At 60.9% G+C, this 19,314-nt stretch carries 16 protein-coding genes; 11 read left to right on the top strand and 5 right to left on the bottom strand.

Features of this window, described 5'->3' with window-relative positions:
* The first annotated feature begins 203 nt into the window (after positions 1-203).
* Positions 204-953, top strand: a complete 750-nt coding sequence (locus tag I6E52_RS04375; RefSeq protein ID WP_197155142.1) for a gamma-glutamyl-gamma-aminobutyrate hydrolase family protein — start codon at positions 204-206, stop codon at positions 951-953.
* Between the two features lie 29 nt (positions 954-982).
* Here the strand turns inward: I6E52_RS04375 and I6E52_RS04370 are convergent, their stop codons facing one another.
* Complete coding sequence (locus I6E52_RS04370) at positions 983-1,174, bottom strand: hypothetical protein (RefSeq protein WP_197123787.1); 192 nt, start codon at positions 1,172-1,174, stop codon at positions 983-985.
* A 160-nt stretch (positions 1,175-1,334) separates the two neighbouring features.
* On the opposite strand from I6E52_RS04370, the gene I6E52_RS04365 reads away from it, so the two are divergent.
* The 3 genes from I6E52_RS04365 to I6E52_RS04355 all read left to right on the top strand — a co-directional run bounded on the left by I6E52_RS04365 (position 1,335) and on the right by I6E52_RS04355 (position 6,619).
* On the top strand, positions 1,335-1,889 hold the full coding sequence (locus tag I6E52_RS04365; protein WP_197155140.1) for a TetR/AcrR family transcriptional regulator: 555 nt from the start codon (positions 1,335-1,337) through the stop codon (positions 1,887-1,889).
* A gap of 90 nt (positions 1,890-1,979) precedes the next feature.
* On the top strand, positions 1,980-4,883 hold the full coding sequence (locus I6E52_RS04360; protein ID WP_197155138.1) for an MMPL family transporter: 2,904 nt from the start codon (positions 1,980-1,982) through the stop codon (positions 4,881-4,883).
* The gene (locus I6E52_RS04355) at positions 4,880-6,619 is read left to right on the top strand and encodes a YhgE/Pip family protein (RefSeq protein ID WP_197155136.1); all 1,740 of its coding nucleotides are present in this window, start codon (positions 4,880-4,882) and stop codon (positions 6,617-6,619) included. The genes I6E52_RS04360 and I6E52_RS04355 overlap by 4 nt, the downstream gene beginning before the upstream one ends.
* Before the next feature lie 31 nt (positions 6,620-6,650).
* Here I6E52_RS04355 and I6E52_RS04350 read toward each other — a convergent pair whose 3' ends face one another.
* Positions 6,651-7,487 (bottom strand): hypothetical protein, encoded by an 837-nt coding sequence (locus I6E52_RS04350; protein ID WP_197155134.1) that lies wholly within the window; start codon positions 7,485-7,487, stop codon positions 6,651-6,653.
* Positions 7,488-7,687: 200 nt separating this feature from the next.
* On the opposite strand from I6E52_RS04350, the gene otsA reads away from it, so the two are divergent.
* The 6 genes from otsA to ilvC are packed head-to-tail and all read left to right on the top strand — an operon-like array spanning position 7,688 to position 15,112.
* Positions 7,688-9,202, top strand: a complete 1,515-nt coding sequence (gene otsA / locus I6E52_RS04345; protein ID WP_197155132.1) for an alpha,alpha-trehalose-phosphate synthase (UDP-forming) — start codon at positions 7,688-7,690, stop codon at positions 9,200-9,202.
* Positions 9,199-9,996, top strand: coding sequence for a trehalose-phosphatase (gene otsB, locus I6E52_RS04340; RefSeq protein WP_307842379.1), 798 nt, complete (start codon positions 9,199-9,201; stop codon positions 9,994-9,996). The genes otsA and otsB overlap by 4 nt, the downstream gene beginning before the upstream one ends.
* Before the next feature lie 27 nt (positions 9,997-10,023).
* On the top strand, positions 10,024-11,727 hold the full coding sequence (gene ilvD, locus I6E52_RS04335) for a dihydroxy-acid dehydratase (protein WP_197123800.1): 1,704 nt from the start codon (positions 10,024-10,026) through the stop codon (positions 11,725-11,727).
* A gap of 34 nt (positions 11,728-11,761) precedes the next feature.
* Positions 11,762-13,546, top strand: coding sequence for an acetolactate synthase large subunit (locus tag I6E52_RS04330; RefSeq protein WP_197155122.1), 1,785 nt, complete (start codon positions 11,762-11,764; stop codon positions 13,544-13,546).
* Positions 13,547-13,550: 4 nt separating this feature from the next.
* Positions 13,551-14,057 carry an acetolactate synthase small subunit gene (ilvN, locus tag I6E52_RS04325; RefSeq protein WP_197106147.1) on the top strand — a complete coding sequence of 169 codons (507 nt, stop codon included), beginning with the start codon at positions 13,551-13,553 and terminating at the stop codon, positions 14,055-14,057.
* Between the two features lie 29 nt (positions 14,058-14,086).
* A complete protein-coding gene (ilvC, locus tag I6E52_RS04320) occupies positions 14,087-15,112 on the top strand; it encodes a ketol-acid reductoisomerase (protein ID WP_197155119.1) in 1,026 nt (341 codons plus the stop codon).
* Positions 15,113-15,218: 106 nt separating this feature from the next.
* Here ilvC and I6E52_RS04315 read toward each other — a convergent pair whose 3' ends face one another.
* Complete coding sequence (locus I6E52_RS04315; protein WP_197155117.1) at positions 15,219-15,983, bottom strand: DUF1353 domain-containing protein; 765 nt, start codon at positions 15,981-15,983, stop codon at positions 15,219-15,221.
* 46 nt (positions 15,984-16,029) lie between these two features.
* Here I6E52_RS04315 and I6E52_RS04310 point away from each other — a divergent pair, with 46 nt between their 5' ends.
* Positions 16,030-16,752: a Pr6Pr family membrane protein gene (locus tag I6E52_RS04310; protein ID WP_197155114.1), complete on the top strand. Its 723-nt coding sequence runs from the start codon at positions 16,030-16,032 to the stop codon at positions 16,750-16,752.
* 9 nt (positions 16,753-16,761) lie between these two features.
* Here I6E52_RS04310 and I6E52_RS04305 read toward each other — a convergent pair whose 3' ends face one another.
* Positions 16,762-17,550, bottom strand: a complete 789-nt coding sequence (locus tag I6E52_RS04305) for a HesA/MoeB/ThiF family protein (RefSeq protein WP_197155112.1) — start codon at positions 17,548-17,550, stop codon at positions 16,762-16,764.
* Between the two features lie 109 nt (positions 17,551-17,659).
* The gene (locus I6E52_RS04300) at positions 17,660-19,231 is read right to left on the bottom strand and encodes an MFS transporter (protein WP_197155110.1); all 1,572 of its coding nucleotides are present in this window, start codon (positions 19,229-19,231) and stop codon (positions 17,660-17,662) included.
* Between the last annotated feature and the right edge of the window lie 83 nt (positions 19,232-19,314).

The following is a 19,314-nucleotide window of genomic DNA, read 5'->3' as shown; positions in this document are numbered from 1 at the left end:
CGTGGGTTAGAGCCAAACGCAAGCCTGATTGGTGCGAACTGCAGCACACTCGCCGAAAGCGCTTCGATGCGGTTAGACAGGCGAGTAAGTCAGCAAAAATACGGGACGAACCTGAGAGCGACACTCAGGGAGCAACAATTCATTGCGATCGCCCTATATCCTTTGGGTACAAACGTTCTATTTCGTCGATGGGGAGGAGCCGCATGGGCACCAGTTCGCGACCGACTATTGGTCTCACGTCGTACCTTGAGCAGGCTCAGACCGGCGTCTGGGATCTTCCCGCGTCCTTCCTGCCGAAAATCTACTTTGAAGCGGTGACGGATGCTGGTGGCATCGCAGTCCTGCTGCCTCCGCAGCCTGTGGATGACGACATCGCTGCCTCAATCGTGCAGGGGCTCGACGGCCTGATTCTCACGGGCGGCAAAGACGTAGACCCGGCGCGCTACGGTCAGGAAGCGCATCCGACGACTGATGTGCCCCGCAAAGACCGCGACGCTTTCGAAGACGCGCTCGTGCGTGCCGCTATCGAACACAACGTGCCATTGCTCGGCATTTGCCGTGGTGCCCAAATCCTGAACGTCGCCTTAGGCGGCACGATCATCCAGCATTTGCCCGATGTGATCGGCTCCGCTCGTTACAGCGCTGGGGGAGGCGTTTTCTTGGTCAATGACGTTGCCGTTGAACCCGACACGACGCTGTCGGCGCTCTTGGGCGGCGATGACACGGTGGCCGTGAAGTCGTACCACCATCAAGCGATCGACACTCTTGCCGACGGACTCGTCGTCACGGGGCGAGGTGACGACGGCGTGATCCAGGCGGTCGAATTGCCGAGCGTTGACTTTTGTGTCGCTGTGCAGTGGCATCCAGAAGAGGATGCCAAAGAAGATGCCCGCTTGTTCCGTGGCGTTGTCGAGGCGGCAGCCCGGCATCGCGACAAGCGCTCACAGGCTTAGGGGAGCCGTGACGCGCCCTGATCGCGGCGTTAGTCTTCGAGCTCGTAGGAGTCGCTGGCTTCTTTGGCGATCGTTCCGATAGCGATGGCGATAGTGATTCCCCAGCTGATCCACATGAGGATGAGGCGCCAGTCACGCGGACCCTGCTTGGTGGTTTGAAAGATGCTCCAGCCGCCGGCGACTGCACTGAGGAGACTGCCGTTGAACAGGTACTTGCGCATGTTTTCCTCCGAGGGTTGGTGTTATCCCACGCTAGCGCGTGAATCTGATGGCGGCTACTCGGCGTTAGTGGCGGCACACAAGTTCGGCGGTGTGCTGGATTTTCGCTGACAAATCGCTCCGGATGCGACTCCTGACCGATCGGTCAGTTAGGCTCATCGGGTGTCCAGTCAAGAACAACTTCAGCGCATCGCGCTCGCCGAGTTCTCTATCGCCGGCTATACCGGCACGTCGATCCATCGTATCGCTGAACTCGCGGGGCTCTCCAAATCGAGCGTTCTCTACCATTTCACTTCCAAGGAAGCGCTCCTCGAAGCGGCCGTAACCCCGGCCATCGAGCGCCTTGATGCTCTCGTCACCACCCTCGAGATGAGCGGGATGGAACCAGAAGAGCGAGAAGCTTTTCTCGCCCAGTTCGTCGACTTTCTCTTCGACTGTCGCCAAGAAGTTCACATGTTTATCAACCAGGGACCCTCTCTTGTTGGCGTGCCCGTGCTCGACCGGGCGAACGATATTGTGCGCCGACTCGCGCAAGTCTTTGCCGCCACCACATCAAACCCGCACGACGCCATGCGCTTCGGAATCGCGCTTGGCGGCTCTGCCTACCTGCTCTGCACCTCAGCGAATCTCTCGCTGCCCCTCGAATCTGACGACGACACTCGTCAAGCCCTCATCGCGATCATGAGCGAACTACTCGCTCCTGTTCGCAGCAACTAACTCGTTCGCACCAACTCACTGACTTCGCGTCGAGCCTCACCCCTCGTCGTATTCACCGCACCAGCGCAGTCCACCAGAACCGGAGCACCCGTGGCCACTCTTCTCTACCGACTTGGTCGATTCTCGTATCGGCATCCGTGGCGGGTGCTCGTGGTGTGGTTCCTGCTTGTGGTCGGCACCCTCGGCGGCGGAATCGCGTTGGGCGGGCAAACCGAAGAGTCGTTCGAGATTCCGGGAACCGAATCGCAAGTGGCGCTCGACCGACTGGAAGCTGTCTTTCCCTCGGTGGCCGGAGCATCCGCCACGGCTGTGATTGTCGCTGAAGACGGATCACGCATCGAGACCTCAGAAGACGTCATCGAACGCATCACGGCAGCAATCGATCGCATCGATGGCGTTGATTCGGCGGTAAGTCCCTTCGATGAGTACGCCGGAAAAGCGATCTCGGACGACCACAGCATGGCCATCATCCGGGTGCAATTTGACGGACCGGTTACAGACGTCACGGAGGCAACCGTTGAGGCTCTAGTCGACACGGCTGGGATCGGAGAGGATGCCGGACTGCGCGTTGAATATGGCGGGCTCGTGTTCCAGGACACGTCCTTCGGTATCACCGTGACCGAAGTGGTCGGTGTTGTCTTCGCAGCGCTCGTGCTCGTCATCACCTTTGGTTCGCTGCTTGCGGCGGGGATGCCGCTGCTCAGCGCCCTCATCGGTGTTGGCATTGTGATGGGCCTCATCACGACACTCTCCGCGTTCACCACGGTGTCGAGCTCTGCGCCTCTCTTGGCGCTCATGATCGGGCTTGCCGTCGGGATCGACTATGCCCTGTTCATCGTCTCGCGCCACCGAGCCCAACTTGCGCACGGCGAGAAGCCCGAGGAGTCCGCAGCGATGGCTGTCGGCACCGCCGGGAGTGCGGTCGTGTTCGCGGGCGTCACCGTGATTATTGCGTTGCTTGGTCTTCTCGTGGTCGGCATCCCCTTCTTGAGCGTCATGGGCATTGGCGCTGCAGTTGCGGTGTTCATCGCCATGGGAGTGGCCACAACTCTGCTGCCTGCGCTGCTGGGTTTTGCGGGGGCACGAATGATCCCTAAGGACGGATCGCGAGCGCAGCGTCGATTCACGGCATCCGCCGACGAAAGCAAGAGCATGGGCGCCCGTTGGGTGCGCGGCGTCACGAAATACCGGTGGTTGGCGGCGATTGCCGTCGTTGCTATTCTCGGCACCCTCGCGATTCCGGCCGCCAGTCTGCAACTGAGTTTGCCCGATGGCGGTTCTGAGCCAGCCGGTTCCACTCAGCGTGAAGCTTTTGATCTCGTGACGGACGGCTTCGGGCCGGGCTACAACGGACCTCTGGTTGTTGCCCTTGACATCACTCAAACCATCGACATTCAGGATGACCTCGAATCGATCGCGGCCGACCTCGCGAAACTTGACGATGTCGATTTCGTTTCGCAGGGCTTCCCCGATGAGGGGCTCGACACGGCGATCATCCAGGTGACTCCCACGAGTTCGCCGGATTCCGCAGAAACCAAAGCGCTCGTGCAGACCATTCGGGATCTTGCTCCCGAGCTGGAACGCACGTATGACATCCGAAGCTCTGTCACGGGAACGACAGCAATTGGCATCGACATCTCCAACCGCCTGAGTAATGCGCTCGTTCCGTTTGGGCTGATCGTGGTCGGTCTTTCGGTGGTGCTGCTCATGATGGTGTTCCGCTCGGTGCTGGTTCCGCTCAAGGCAGCTGCCGGATTCCTGCTCTCCGTTGTCGCCTCGTTTGGTGTCGTCGTCGCCGTCTTTCAGTGGGGATGGTTCGCCGACGTGATTGGCGTCGAAAACCCCGGCCCCATCCTGAGCTTCATGCCGATCCTGCTCATGGCGGTTCTGTTTGGGCTCGCGATGGACTACGAAGTCTTCCTCGTCTCGGGAATGCGCGAGGAATACGTGAAAACCCGTGATGCGATGGGATCGGTGCGTCATGGCTTCGCGAGCAGCGCCCGCGTCGTCACGGCGGCTGCGCTCATCATGTTCTTTGTATTTTTCGCCTTCGTGCCGGAAGGCAGCGGAACCATCAAGCCCATCGCACTCGGGCTTGCCGTGGGTATCGCGTTCGACGCCTTCCTTGTACGCATGACTCTCGTGCCTGCGCTCATGGCCTTATTCGGGAACGCGGCCTGGTGGTTGCCGGGCTGGCTGAGCAAGCTCCTTCCTGACGTCGACATTGAAGGTGAACAACTGCGCGAACACCGTCGCGAACTGGAGTGGGCATCTACCCAAACCGAACTCGCCATGAGCGCTGAATACCTCGTCGCGGGTGACGACCACCAGCGTCTCGGCCCCATTTCGCTAGCCGTGCCGCGCGGCTCCCTCGTCATCGCCTCAGGCGACCGTCACGACCGGCGCATCATGGGGGCAACGCTTTCGGGCATCCTGCCGCCGCTCTCCGGCATGGTGCAGGTCGCTGGCTACCCGCTGCCCTCGCACGCCGACCACGTGAATAAGCGAGTCGCGCTCGCCGAGGTTGCAGGAACGCCCTACAGCGAAGACGAGGCCTCCCTCGGGGCGATGCTGCGCGAACGAATCGAAATGACGCAACGTTGGCAGCAAACGCCACAGACCGCAGCGAAAGTGCGCGACTGGATCGCGCGCGTTGATGATGTTCTCGGCGACGTCACCGCTCGTCGCACGGTGCGCGTCACGACCGCCACCAACGTCAACGCCCTCCCGCAACTCGAACGCTCAGTGGCACTTGCAGCCGTGGGGCTCTCCGAAGGCACGGAGATTGTGTTCTTCGATCGCTTCGATCAGTTCGCGGAAGCAGAGGATGAAGCGGCGTTCTTGACCGCGGTAACGCGCCTTGCTGAGGTGAGCACCACCCTCATCTTCGGAACCGGCAGACCGGTTACCCTCGCCAGCTCAATTGACCGTGGAGGCCGCAACGTGATCGTCGTCGACCTCTACTTGCTCGCACCGGAAGGACTCCTTCGATGAGCACCTCACAGACTCCCAGAACGCCCCGCAGCCGGTGGCTCACCATCATTGGCTTCACCGCCGTCGCCCTGCTGCCGCTGGCCTTCACTGGGCTATTCGTGGCGGCAGCAGGCGACGGAGACAACGCGATCGACAACATCCCGGTCGCTCTTGTCAACAACGACGAGTTGCAAACAACGACCACGACCGATGGCGACGAACAGATTGTTTTCGCCGGACGGCAATTGGTGACCGAACTCACCGGTGCCGCTGGTTTCGACTGGACTATTACGAACTCTGAGGACGCTAAAGAAGCCCTCGACCGAGGCAACGTTTACGCGATCCTCACGGTGCCCGCGGAGTTCTCGGAATCGATTCTGTCGCTGTCGACCGAGGAGCCAACGCAGGCGCAGATCTCGATCCACACCGATGACTCGCACAGTTACCTCACCGGGTCAGTGGCACAGGTCGTTGGCCAGTCCATGACCGATACCTTCGGCCGGGCAATCACCTCGCAATACATCGATGGCATCTACGCGAGCGTTGGTGAGCTCGGGGGAGCGCTCGCCGATGCTGCCGACGGAGCAACCGAACTGTCGGATGGTGCGAAGGACTTCTCTAGCGGCCTCGACACCTACACCACGGGTGTCGATTCTCTCTCCGCGGGTCTCGCTGATCTCAACTATGGGGCGGGCAACCTCTCGTCGCTCAGTACCGGAGTGAGCCAGTACACCTCGAGCGTTTCGCAGCTCGCCTCGACTCTGGCGGCGATCAATCCGGCCATACAAGCGCAACTCACCGATCCGCAACTCAAGGGCACGCTCCAGGCCGTTGTCGACGGGCTCAACACCGCGGCGGCAAGCGGCGGGACTCTCTCGACGCAGACCTCGGATGCCGTTGGCGGCATCCAGTATGGAATCTCCCAGAGCGCCTCGGGAGCCTCCGCACTCTCGGCCGGATCTGGCGCGCTCGCCGAGGGAGCCGATGGGCTTGCTTCGGGTGCCGGAGAACTAGCGACCGGGTTGAGCGAGGGGGCAGCTCTCGTTCCGACCGCCGAAGACACGACCGACACCACGTCGAACGCGGATATTGTTTCCGAGCCGATCACGCTGTCCGTCACCACCGACAACGAAGTAACCGAACCGGCGCAAGCGATTGCGACCTTCTTCATCCCCTTGGGGTTGTGGTTGGGAGCGCTTGCGGTGTTCTTGGTGCTGAGCCTGCCGTCGTATCGTTCGCTGTCATCCACGGCGCGTGACGGGCGGATTGTGGCAGCAACGCTAGTTCGCGCCTCCATCATTACTGTCGTTCAGGCGGTGCTGTTGGTGCTGCTGCTTCATGTGGTGGTGGGGGTTGATTGGGCTCTCGCTCCGGCAACGGCTGGCTTCGCGCTTTTGATGGCGCTCTCGTTTGCTGCTTTTCACTATTTCTTGATCGCGGCTCTGGGCAAGGGCGGGCTCGTGATTTCGCTGTTCTTGTTGGCGATCCAGTTGGTTTCGACCGGTGGGGTGTATCCGATTGAGGCGCTTGCTGCGCCGTTCCAGGCGGTGAGTCCGTTCTTGCCGCTGACGTATGCGGTAGAGGGGATGTATTCGATTCTTTCCGGCGGAAGCGCGCAGTCGGCGATAACGGCTGCGTTCGCGCTACTGGCCCTCGGCATCGTGAGCGTCGCACTGTCGGTGCTCTCAGTGAAGCGGATACGAAAATCGACCGCCACAGGAGCGATCCTGTCAGCGGCCGATTCTCGAGCTCTCTAGCGAGAGCGCAAAAGCTGCATTCGAGTCGTGACTAGCTGAAGAGACCCTCACGAATGGTCTCGCGAAGCTCAACGAGCTCGGGGTAGTCCTCGAAGAAACGAAGCTTCTGCTCAACGATGCTGTCGCCAGCGGGAAGATCATCAGCGAGTACCCATTCGGCAAAAACTTCGGCGGCATCTTCGCTCGGGATGGTGGCGGCGTAGTCGGTCACGAATTCTTCTGGCGTGTAGCGCTCTTCTTTGTCTTCTTCGGTTTCAGCTTCGAGGTCGTCGAGGCTGAAGTCGGGCCAGAATTCGGTGTAGTAGGCGAAGAGGTAGGAGTCGTCGAACGGGCATCCGTCAATTTCGGAGTAAACGGGGCACGAGTCGACCGTGGACTCGTCCTGGGGAATCTGGTCTTCGCGCAGCGTGATCAGGTGGGCGAACTCGTGGATCATGGTGCGGTCGAGCACATCGGCATCGACTCCTCCGGTGGTGTCGAGTGCGAGATACGTTTCGCCCTCCCGAACACCGTTGGGCTGCATCGCGCCATCGGTGCCGCCAGACTGATCGACATCGATCGCCACGAACATGGTGATCTCGGGGTGGAGTTCGGCGGGGAAGAGTTCGTTGAAACGATCCCAGACAGCGGCCTGATCGGCGGGAACGTCACCCAGAATTTCGTCACCGTCAACGTCGTAGGTTCCCAGAACAAACAGGGTGTCGTCGTCCACCGCGTCGAGGTCAATCGCTGCGCTGACGTTCGCGTCGTCGGTGACATCCGCGGTGGGCTCTGCGGCAGTGCACCCGCTGAGGGCTAAAGCGAACAGGGCGGCTGAGCTGACCAACAGGGTGGTGGGAGTCGCGCGAGCGGAAGACAGGAAGGTCACGAGGGGCCTCTTTCGATTCGGGTTATTCGCGCACCTCCTGGTGTGGACGCGCGCACCCGCGGAGCCGTGGGCAAGAAGGAGCCTAGTGGGAGCCAGTATCCGGGTTGCGGCGGAACATGTCTCGGTTTTGTCACAAGAACGAATTGGTTCGGAAACGTGATCTCCAGCCACTCTCCAAGCCTCGCTGGTAACGTAACTACATGATGGAAGCAAAGAATGATTCTTCCCCGTCCGAGTACGACTTCGTTGTCGTTTCGAACCGACTTCCAGTGGATTGCACTGTTGAAGAGGATGGGTCACTGAGCTGGAAGCGTTCTCCAGGTGGTCTCGTTACGGCTCTCGAGCCAATGATGCAGAAGGCCGACGGCGCCTGGGTGGGGTGGGCTGGTCGCCCCGATCTCGAGATCGAACCGTTTCATCAAGACGGCATCCAGATCATTCCGGTGCCGCTGAGCTCCCAAGATATTGAGGAGTATTACGAGGGCTTCAGCAACGACACTCTGTGGCCGCTCTACCACGATGTCATTGCGCCACCGGCCTATCACCGCGAGTGGTGGGACGACTATGTAACGGTCAATAAGCGATTTGCGGATGCCGCAGCCGCCAACAGCGCCGAGGGTGCTGTCGTGTGGGTTCAGGACTACCAACTCCAGCTCGTGCCGCGCATGCTGCGCGAAATGCGTCCCGATCTCACAATCGGCTTCTTCAACCACATCCCGTTCCCGCCCTACGGGATTTTTGCGCAGCTTCCGTGGCGCACCCAGATCATTGAGGGCATGCTCGGAGCCGACGTTGTCGGTTTTCAGCGCTCCGCTGACGCTTCGAACTTCTCATCTGCCGTGCGCCGTCTCACGAATCATCCGACCAAGAATCCTGCGATTGAGGTCACGATTGAGGGGCAACCGACTCGTCGAGTCGTCGCGAAAGCGTTCCCGATTTCCATTGATTCGCGCAGTTTTGAGCAGTTGGCGCGCGATCCCGCGATTCAGCAACGTGCTCGCGACATTCGCAAGGGGCTCGGTAACCCGAAGACGGTCATGTTCGGTGTTGACCGTCTTGACTACACCAAGGGCATCCGTCATCGCCTGAAGGCCTATGGAGAACTGTTGCGGGATGGCTCGATCGAGGTCGGCGATGTTGCGCTCATTCAAGTCGCGAGCCCGAGCCGCGAGCGCGTTGAGGCCTACATGCACTTGCGCGATGAGATTGAGTTAACTGTTGGTCGCATCAACGGTGAGTTCAGCACGCTCAGCCATGCGCCGATTAACTATCTACATCAGGGGTTCCCTCGTGAAGAGATGGTTGCGCTGTACCTCGCCGCAGACGTACTGCTCGTCACTGCGCTTCGTGACGGCATGAACTTGGTGGCCAAGGAGTATGTGGCGGCCAGATTCGATAACGATGGTGTGCTCATCCTGAGTGAATTCGCGGGGGCGTCAGAAGAGCTTCGCAAGGCACTACTTGTTAATCCGCATGACATCGACGGTTTGAAAGACGCGATGATGAAGGCCATCAACATGCCCAAGGCTGATCGGGCACTGCGGATGCGTTCCATGCGCAAGCGTGTGCTTGAACACGATGTGGAGCGCTGGTCGAATGCGTTCTTGAAGAACTTGGCGGCGACACGCTCTGATCGTCACCGCCGCATTGCCCCACTCGAAATGGCTGAAGAAGTCGAGTGGACCATCGAACGAAAGCGAGTGAGACGCCCGTGAACTACTCGACTGCCTCCGAAATAGAGGCGGCCATTGACCACCTCGTTTCGACTCAAACGCTCCTGATTGCTCTCGACTTTGACGGTACTTTGGCGCCAGAAGTCGATGACCCGCTGGATTCCCGAGCCATCCCTGCCGCCCAAGAGCAGTTGGTGCGGATGCTCGACCTCGCCGACACCCGTTTGGCTCTCGTTTCTGGTCGCGCGCTCGACAGCCTCGAGCACGTCGCGCACCTCGGCGACCGCGTGCTGTTCGGTGGCTCGCACGGGTTGGAGTACCGCCTCGACGAGGGCGATTCACACTTGCCGATGAGCGCAGAGAACACGGCGGCTCTTGAGCGGCTCGATGCGCTCACACACGAGTTGGCCGCTAGCGCTGAGGGCGCGTGGGTGGAAATCAAACCAGCCGGGCGTGCTCTGCACGTTCGTATGACGTCGGCAGAAGACGCGGAACGGCTCACGGCGGAGTCGGTCGCGCGGGTTGAAGCGGAGATCCCGGGCCTCACCACTCGTTTTGGCAAGAACATCATCGAGTTTGCTATCCACGACGCCAACAAGGGCGATGCGATCACGCGCCTGCGGGACTACGTGGGGGCGGATGCCGTGTTCTTTGCCGGCGATGACACGACTGACGAGGATGCCCTGATTGTTCTCGGGCCAGATGACCTCGGAGTGCGCGTCGGCGATGCACCATCCGTTGCCCGGCTGCGGGTGGCTGGAACAGCTGAAATCGCACAACTTTTGGCTGTCTTAGCCGACAAGCGTCACGCCGTGGTATCGGCGCGCGCAAACTGATGTAGCGGTACGCCCTAAACTCGAAGCATGTCTGAGAGTGATTCGATCGATATCAAGCCACGTTCCCGCACAGTCACCGACGGGATTGAAGCCACTACATCGCGCGGAATGCTTCGCGCTGTCGGTATGGGTGATGCCGACTGGGATAAGCCCCAAATTGGTATTGCAAGCTCGTGGAACGAGATCACGCCGTGCAACCTCTCGCTTGATCGACTTGCTCAGGGCGCCAAGGAAGGCGTTCACGCTGGTGGGGGATACCCGCTGCAGTTCGGCACCATCAGCGTCTCTGACGGCATCTCGATGGGTCACGAAGGCATGCACTTTTCGCTCGTGAGCCGCGAGGTCATTGCCGACTCCGTTGAGGTTGTCATGGAGGCCGAGCGCCTGGACGGTTCGGTCACGCTCGCGGGTTGCGACAAGTCGCTGCCCGGAATGCTCATGGCGGCGGCACGACTCAACCTCGCTTCGGTCTTCCTCTATGCGGGTTCGATTGCTCCGGGCTGGGTCAAGCTCAGCGACGGCACCGAAAAAGACATCACCATCATTGACTCCTTCGAAGCTGTTGGCGCTGTCAAGGCTGGTCGGATGAGCGAAGCCGATGCCAAGCGCATCGAGTGTGCTTTCGCTCCCGGCGAAGGCGCCTGTGGCGGCATGTACACCGCCAACACGATGGCGAGCGTCGCGGAAGCGCTGGGAATGAGCCTTCCCGGCTCGGCAAGCCCCGCATCCGCCGACCGTCGTCGCGACTACTTCGCGCACCGTTCGGGTGAAGCCGTCGTCAACTTGCTGCGCAAGGGCATCACCTCGCGCGACATCATGACGAAGAAGGCGTTCGAAAACGCGATCACCGTAGCCATGGCTCTTGGTGGCTCGACCAACGTTGTGCTGCACATTCTGGCGATCGCCAGCGAGGCCGAAGTTGAGCTCACACTCGATGACTTCAACCGCATCGGTGACAAGGTTCCGCACCTTGCTGACCTCAAGCCGTTCGGCCAGTACGTCATGAACGATGTCGACCGTCATGGCGGACTCCCCGTTCTCATGAAGGCGCTCCTTGAGGAGGGCCTCATCCACGGTGACGCGCTCACCGTGACGGGCAAGACCGTTGCCGAAAACCTCGCCGAGATGGATATTGATCCTCTCGACGGCAAGGTGTTGCGCACCTTCGATAACCCTATTCACCCCACCGGTGGCCTCACGATTCTCAAGGGTTCGTTGGCTCCCGAAGGTGCTGTCGTCAAGACGGCCGGCTTTGACCTCTCTGAGTTTGAGGGCCCCGCACGGGTCTTCGAACGCGAGCGTGAAGCGCTGGATGCTCTCACCGCCGGCACGATCGAGGCTGGCTCGGTTGTCGTCATCCGCTATGAAGGGCCCAAGGGCGGACCGGGTATGCGCGAGATGCTCGCGATCACTGCGGCCATCAAGGGCGCTGGACTCGGTAAAGATGTACTACTCTTGACGGACGGACGATTCTCAGGCGGCACAACCGGGCTGTGCATCGGCCACATAGCTCCCGAAGCAGTAGACGCAGGTCCTATTGCCTTCGTGCGCGATGGTGATCTGATACGGGTCAATATCGCAGCTCGCTCGCTCGACTTACTTGTCGACTCCGCTGAGCTCGAAGCCCGCCGAAAAGGCTGGGCCCCTCTCCCTCCGCGTTACACGCGAGGCGTTCTTGCCAAGTATTCGAAGCTTGTGCAGTCCGCCGCTCGCGGTGCGGTCACCAGTTAGCGCCAGCTCACCATTCAACTAAAAGGATTTACACATGTCCTCTGAACCCGCACCGCGGCCGAAGAGCACGACACCGGACATCTTGACCGGTTCAGGTGCCATTCTGCGCAGTCTGGAAAAGCTGGGCGTGAAAGACGTTTTCGGCTTGCCCGGCGGCGCCATCATGCCCTTCTACGACGAACTCATGGCATCCACTGCTATCCGTCACATTTTGGTTCGCCACGAGCAGGGTGCTGGTCACGCTGCTGAGGGCTACGCCTCGTCATCCGGAAAGCTCGGTGTCTGCATTGCGACGTCGGGTCCGGGGGCCACGAACCTCGTGACAGCAATCGCGGATGCCCACATGGACTCCGTGCCGATGCTTGCGATCACCGGTCAGGTGTTTTCGAGCTCGATGGGAACCGACGCGTTCCAAGAGGTCGACATCTCGGGAATCACGATGCCGATCACGAAGCACTCGTTCCTCGTCACAAAGCCGGAAGACATTCCGGCAACGATCGCAGCGGCGTACCACATTGCGACGACGGGCCGCCCTGGTCCGGTGCTCGTTGACGTCACGAAGGACTGCCAGCAGGCATCCGCCCCCTTCATTTGGCCGCCCAAGGTTGACCTGCCCGGTTACCGTCCGGTCATGAAGGCGCACGGCAAGCAGGTTCAGGCTGCAGCGCAAATGCTGGCTGAAGCTGAACGCCCCGTGTTCTATGTGGGTGGTGGCGTTGTTCGCTCGGGTGCCTCAGCTGAGCTGCTCGAGCTGGCAACCCTCGTGGGTGCCCCCATCGTGACCACGCTGATGGCGCGCGGTGCGTTCCCCGACTCCAACGACTTGAACCTCGGGATGCCGGGAATGCACGGCTCTGTTCCTGCTGTTCTCGCGATCCAAGAGTCCGATCTCCTCATCTCGCTCGGCGCTCGTTTCGACGACCGCGTTACGGGAAAGCCGAGTGAGTTCGCGCCTCTCGCGAAGGTTGTTCACGTTGATATCGACCCGGCTGAGATCGGCAAGATTCGCGCCGCTGAGGTTCCTATCGTTGGCGATGCAAAAGACGTCATCGTTGACCTCACGGCAGCATTTGCTGACGCGAGCGTGTCAACGAAGCCTGACTACACCGCGTGGTGGGAGCGCCTCAACTCGCTCCGCAACCAGTTCCCGCTCGGGTTCACCGAACCTGATGACGGGCTGCTGTCGCCGCAATATGTGATCCAGCGCATCGGTGAAATCACCGGGCCCGAGGGCATTTTTGCGGCTGGCGTTGGTCAGCACCAGATGTGGTCTGCACAGTTCATCAAGCACGAACGCCCCAACTCGTGGCTCAACTCTGGTGGTGCCGGAACAATGGGTTACGGCGTACCCGCTGCCATGGGCGCGAAGGTAGCGAACCCCGATCGTCCCGTGTGGGCCATTGATGGCGATGGATGCTTCCAGATGACCAACCAAGAGCTTGCCACCTGCACGATCAACAAGATTCCGATCAAGGTCGCGATCATCAACAACTCCAGCTTGGGCATGGTTCGTCAGTGGCAGACGCTGTTCTATGACGGACGCCACTCGTTCACTGACCTCAACACCGGTCATGACACGGTGATGATTCCGGACTTCGTGAAGCTGGCGGATGCCTACGGGTGCCTGGCTATTCGCGTCACGAAGAAGGAAGAAATCGACGCCGCCATCCAGCTCGCGCTCGACACGAATGATCGCCCCGTGGTGATCGACTTCGTCGTCAGCCGTGACGCAATGGTCTGGCCGATGGTGCCGCAGGGCGTTGGAAACTCAAGCGTGCAGTATGCGCGCGATCATGCCCCCGAGTGGGAAGAGGAGTAGAGCGATGGGTCACGTACTTTCCCTGCTGGTAGAAGACAAACCAGGTCTGCTCACTCGCGTCGCTGGGCTTTTTGCCCGTCGCGGGTTCAACATCCAGTCGCTGGCTGTTGGCTCGAGCGAAATCGAAGGTCTCTCGCGCATCACTGTTGTGGTGGATGTCGACGAGCTTCCCCTCGAGCAAGTCACCAAACAGCTCAACAAGCTCATCAACGTGATCAAGATCGTAGAACTCGACCCTGACCAGTCGGTTACCCGCGAGCACTTGCTCATCAAGGTGCGCGTGGATAACACGACGCGCTCACAAATTCTCGAAGCGGTAAACCTGTTCCGTGCCCGTGTGGTCGATGTCGCATCGGATGCGCTCATCATCGAAACCACGGGAGACTCGGGCAAGATTCAAGCATTCCTCCGAGTGCTCGAGCCCTACGGGATCAAAGAAATTGCTCAGAGTGGACTGCTGGCCATGGGCCGCGGTTCGAAGAGCATCACCGACCGAGTTTTCAAGAACTAACAGAACAACAACAAAGGAGAATCACTACTGTGACCGAGATCTTTTACGACAAAGACGCTGACCTCGCCCTCATCCAGAGCAAGAAGGTTGCCGTTATTGGTTATGGCTCGCAGGGCCACGCCCACGCGCTGAACCTGCGCGACTCAGGCGTTCAGGTCAAGATTGGCCTCAAGGAGGGCTCGAAGAGCATCCAGAAGGCAACCGACGCCGGCTTCGAGGTGCTCACGAGCGCCGAAGCAGCTAAGTGGGCTGACGTCGTTGTCATCCTCGCTCCCGACCAGCACCAGCGTGGCCTCTACGCCGCCGACATCAAGGACAACCTTGTTGCGGGCGACACCCTCGTCTTCGGACACGGCTTCAACATCCGCTTCGGTTACATCGACGCTCCTGCTGACGTAGACGTCATCCTCGTAGCTCCCAAGGGACCGGGTCACACCGTTCGCCGCGAGTACGAAGCTGGCCGTGGCGTTCCCGTCATCGTTGCTGTGGAGAACGACGCCACCGGTCACGCGTGGGACATGGCATGGTCGTACTCCAAGGCCATCGGTGGCCTCCGTGCTGGTGGAATCAAGACCACCTTCACCGAAGAAACCGAAACCGACCTGTTCGGTGAGCAGGCTGTTCTCTGTGGTGGAACCTCGCAGCTCGTTCAGTACGGCTTCGAAACCCTCATCGAGGCTGGCTACCAGCCGCAGATCGCCTACTTCGAGGTACTTCACGAGCTCAAGCTCATCGTTGACCTCATGTGGGAGGGCGGCATCGCCAAGCAGCGCTGGAGCGTTTCTGACACCGCTGAGTACGGTGACTACGTTTCGGGCCCCCGCGTCATCGACGCCTCGGTCAAGGAAAACATGAAGGCTGTTCTCGCAGACATCCAGTCGGGTGCCTTCGCCGACCGCTTCATCAAGGACCAGGATGCTGGCGGAGCCGAGTTCCTCGCCCTGCGTGAAAAGGGCCAGAACCACCCCATCGAAGCAACCGGCAAGGAGCTGCGCGCTCTCTTCGCTTGGAAGCAGCAAGACTCCGACTACACCGACGGTTCAGCAGCACGCTAACTTTCGCTAGTCACTACGACGGCCGTTCCGCTTCTGCGGGGCGGCCGTTGTGCGTTAACGCTGCGAAGTGCCGATGGCGGAGTTGTCGCCGAGGCCGGCGGCCCGATCAGGCGGGTGGCAGCGTCGTGCCGTGGTCGGGCCAGCGCAGCGTCGGCTCTGCCTTGGGCGCAGGGCCGGCAGTGCCCGTTCCGACCCAGATGACGGTCGCGAGCAGTTGTTCCAAGCGCGAACCAATAAACGCGGCCGCAACAAGGGGCGCATATAACGCACCTAAATAGGTCGACGCAAGAACGAGATCCGCGTTCTTGCCCCAGACCAGCGCTAGCGCAGCGGGGGCTGCCGCGAGCAACAACCAGAGCGGTTGAACGAGAACGCCAAGTACGACGGCCGCGATGAGCGCCAGAATGCCCAGTGCGAGTTGCGCGATGATGAGCCACCCCAGCGCACCGCCGTGGTGGGCGTAGCGTTCGATGCCCACGGCAGCCCACATGACGCGGGCGCGCAACTGGTGCACTCCGCTATCGACGAGTGCGACGCGGAAGGTTTCGTCGGCGACACGGCGCAGGGCCAGCCTGTCTTCAGTAGGCGCAAGCCGGGTTTGGTAGGTGAGGTGATCGTGCAGAATCGCGGCAAGCGTTTGTTTGCCATAGCTCGCGATCAGTCCCCAGAGAAAGGGCGGCACGGAGGCGAAGTCGGTGCTGTTGCCTTCGGTCGGCGGCAGCGAAGGGTCGTGCGCCGGCACTTCGAAGACTCCGCCACCGGGGCGAGGGTCGCGCCAGCAGAACGGCTCGGCAACCTGAAAGTCGCGATCCAGTCGGTAGACCAGAGGCAGGCTGCGCAATTCATTCCCGTGACAATCGGTGAATGGCATGCTGAGCTCCTCTGTCGAACTGGCGTCTGCAGACTAGTCTGTCGGAGTGACGACGAATGTGCAGCGCAAGTTCCCCCGACCCCGAGATTTCGCTTTCGTTGGCGGACCACCGAAAGTGCTGCGGCTCGTCGGTGCACTCCGGCTCATCGCCTCAGCGCTCGTGCTGGCGAGTATCGCCACGCAGGTGATTGACGAGTCGATTCACAATGACTTCGTGGCGGTGGAATACTTCAGCTACTTCACGATCCAGTCGAGCCTGATCAACATCGTTATTCTTGCGCTGAGCGGGCTGGTGGCTGTGCGCCGCCAAGTTGAGCCGACGCTGCTGGGGGTGCTGCGGGCATCCGTCGTCTCGTATGCGGTCGTCACCGCCGTTGTCTACAACGTGTTGCTGCGGGGTCTGCCCGATAACGGCTATGTGGGTATTCAGTGGCCGAACGAAGTCATCCACGTGTGGGTGCCGTTGTTTTTGTTGCTCGACTGGCTGCTGTCGCCGTCGCGCCCGGTGCTGAGGATGCGCGACGTGCGCATTGTGATCATCTATCCGCTGGTCTGGTTGGCCTTCACGATCGTGCGCGGGTTGCTCGACGGTTGGTTCCCCTACCCCTTCTTGGAGCCCAATGGGCCGGACGGCTGGGGCGGAGTGCTCGTGTATGTTCTCGGCATCGCCGCGTTCATCATCGCCATCGCGGTGGGGCTGATCGCGATCAGCCGAGCTCGGTGGGCACGCTGGGCGATCAGCGATCGCGTCACGGTGCCACGCCAGTAGCCCAGGGCGTTAGCTAGTTGGCCACTCGTCAACGGGGGAGTAGGCGAAGAGGTGGCGGTAGTCCGCGAGTTCAGTAATAGGGGCCGCGTCGGGGACGCGCTCGAACGGCACTTCGCGAAATTCGCCAGAGAGCGCGTCGTAGTTCGTGGCCCGGTTGAGTAGCGTCGTGCCAATCTGAGCCGCAATCTTGATCGCTTCGCTCGTGACGATTGACGCGACTACGCTCACGGCGCCGGGGAAGATGCCATGCATCACGTTGGTGTCCACCGTCGCGGCTTCGGGCGGCAGCGGGTAGAGGTCGCGGAAGCCCGCGCCGCGAGCCGGCCACGACACTCCGGCCTGGGCCCAGAACTCACAGGCGACACCCCACACCAGCGGAATCCCGGTGATCTCGGCGGCATCCGCTGCGAGGTAGTGGGTCGCATAGTTGTCGCTGCCGTCGACCACGAGGTCGTACTCCGCAAAAAGCTCGAGAGCGTTCTGCGGGGTCAACTTGGCATCGATCGCAATAACGGTTGTCGCGGGGCTGAGCTCAGCCACCCGCTCAACAGCAGAGACAACTTTTTTGTAGCCGACATCCAAGAGCCGGTGGATGTGTTGGCGGTGCAAATTGCTGAGCTCAACACGGTCGTCATCAATCACACCAACGGTTCCGACGCCGGCCGCGGCGAGCGACGGAATGACCGTGCTGCCGACGCCACCTGCGCCAATCACGAGCACGCGTGCGCTCGCCAAATTCTTTTGCGCCGTCTCGCCAAAGTGGGTTAGCGCGAGCTGGCGGCTAAACCGCTGATCCATGATCTGATTGTGACACCGCGGTCCTGAAAGTGGCCCCGAAAAACGGTCTGGCACACCGCTCTGCCCGTGAACTGGGGGTTCTGGGAGCGTGCACTGAGCCCGGTTTCCCTCATTCGGGCGTCGAGACCGCTGACGCTCTCACGTGTCGAGGTCCAATGACAGCGGTCGCAACCGCCGTCACCACGAGCGCGGCGGCCGCAATGAGCAGAGATGCGGCGGTGGCATCGACGAAGGCGGCACGGGCTGCGATGGTGAGGGCATCCGCTGCTGGTCCTAGCGTGGAAATCATGGACGACTGTGTAAAGGCGATCGACTCTTGCACTTTCTCGGCGATGTCGGCGGGCAGTTGGGTCGTGGCGTCGCTGACGGTGGTGCGATAGACCGAGGCCAAGACTCCACCGAGTACCGCAATCCCGAGAGCGCTTCCGAATTCCCGCGCAACGTCATTGACCGCAGAAGCGACCCCCTGCTTTTCGCGGGGGAGCGATTGCGTGATGGCGGTCGTGGAAGGGGTTCCGGCGAGACCCATGCCGGCGGCAAACACGACGAGTCCCGAAACGAAGTGCAGGTAGTTGAAATCGACAGTGAGCAGCGACATGATGACAAAGCCAACCGCCATGAGTATGAGTCCTGCCGGAACGACTTTGCGATAGCCGACGCGCTCGGCAATGGCAGGCGCGAGTCGAGCCAGCGGCACCATCCCCAGAGGCATGGGGAGCATGCACGCTGCGGCCTGTAACGCACTGAGCCCGACGACGAATTGCAGGTATTGCAGCATGGTGAAGAAGAACCCAAACGCCGCGAAGAACTGGATGAAGATGGTGAGGCTTCCCGCCGAGAACCCACGAATGGCAAAGAGTCGCGGGTCGAGGAGCGGATCGGGGTGGTGGCGTTCCCACAGCACGAACGCGACGAGTGCGATGAGGCCGCTGCCGAGGATCACGAAGGGAAGTGCTTCTTCACCTGAGGTGTCGGCTATTTCGATGATTCCGTAGACGAGAGTGCTGACGGCGATCAGCGATAGTGCTGCGCCGAGCACATCGAAGCGACCAGTGATGGCCTCTTTGCTCGGGGGCACGACGAGAATGGCGCCGATGATTCCGAGGATGGCGAGCACGACGTTGAGCCAGAAGAACGAGTGCCATTCGAAGAACTCGAGAAGGAGTCCGGTGCCGAAGAGCCCGAGCACGGCACCGCTGCCGGCGACTCCCACCCACACGCCGACCGCTTTGGGGCGCTCGGCGTCGGGGAAGCTGGTCGTGATGACCGAGAGCGTTGTTGGCATGATTCCTGCAGCACCGATACCCATCACGGCACGCAGGACGATGAGGGAGTTCGCATCGGTGGTGAAGGCCGCGCCCGCCGCTGCGGCACCGAAGATGGCGAGACCGATAATGAGGATGCCCTTGCGGCCGAACCGGTCACCGATGGCGCCCGCGGCGAGCAGCAAGCCGGCAAAGGCGACGGTGTAGGAATCGACAATCCAGGTCAGTTCGGTCTGAGTGGCGCCGATCTCGCGGGCGAGGCTTGGCAGGGCCACGTTGAGCCCGCTGACCGCCGACATGACCGTCATGAGCGCGAGCGCCATCGTGATGAGGATCAGCCGTCGACGTAGTGGACTGAGTTCTGCGTGAGCACCGTGTGCCGAGTGAGCGACGGATGGTGCAGGGGTGTTGGTCATAGTATTTCCCTCTGGTGAATTAATTCCCCATGTGATGAAATAATACGGATGCGGCGACGATTCCGCAAAACCACACACGATCA

Origin of the sequence: Salinibacterium sp. NG253 (genome assembly GCF_015864945.1) — a bacterium.
Lineage (GTDB): Bacteria > Actinomycetota > Actinomycetes > Actinomycetales > Microbacteriaceae > Rhodoglobus.
The sequence above is the reverse complement of the archived record's forward strand: the minus strand, read 5'-3'. Positions and strand labels throughout refer to the sequence as shown.

Coding starts and splice junctions, on each gene's coding strand:
- I6E52_RS04375 (WP_197155142.1), top strand. CDS start 204: ATGGGCACCAGTTCGCGACCGACTATTGGTCTCACGTCGTACCTTGAG.
- I6E52_RS04370 (WP_197123787.1), bottom strand. CDS start 1,174: ATGCGCAAGTACCTGTTCAACGGCAGTCTCCTCAGTGCAGTCGCCGGC.
- I6E52_RS04355 (WP_197155136.1), top strand. CDS start 4,880: ATGAGCACCTCACAGACTCCCAGAACGCCCCGCAGCCGGTGGCTCACC.
- otsA (WP_197155132.1), top strand. CDS start 7,688: ATGATGGAAGCAAAGAATGATTCTTCCCCGTCCGAGTACGACTTCGTT.
- ilvD (WP_197123800.1), top strand. CDS start 10,024: ATGTCTGAGAGTGATTCGATCGATATCAAGCCACGTTCCCGCACAGTC.
- I6E52_RS04330 (WP_197155122.1), top strand. CDS start 11,762: ATGTCCTCTGAACCCGCACCGCGGCCGAAGAGCACGACACCGGACATC.
- ilvN (WP_197106147.1), top strand. CDS start 13,551: ATGGGTCACGTACTTTCCCTGCTGGTAGAAGACAAACCAGGTCTGCTC.
- I6E52_RS04315 (WP_197155117.1), bottom strand. CDS start 15,983: ATGCCATTCACCGATTGTCACGGGAATGAATTGCGCAGCCTGCCTCTG.
- I6E52_RS04305 (WP_197155112.1), bottom strand. CDS start 17,550: ATGGATCAGCGGTTTAGCCGCCAGCTCGCGCTAACCCACTTTGGCGAG.
- I6E52_RS04300 (WP_197155110.1), bottom strand. CDS start 19,231: ATGACCAACACCCCTGCACCATCCGTCGCTCACTCGGCACACGGTGCT.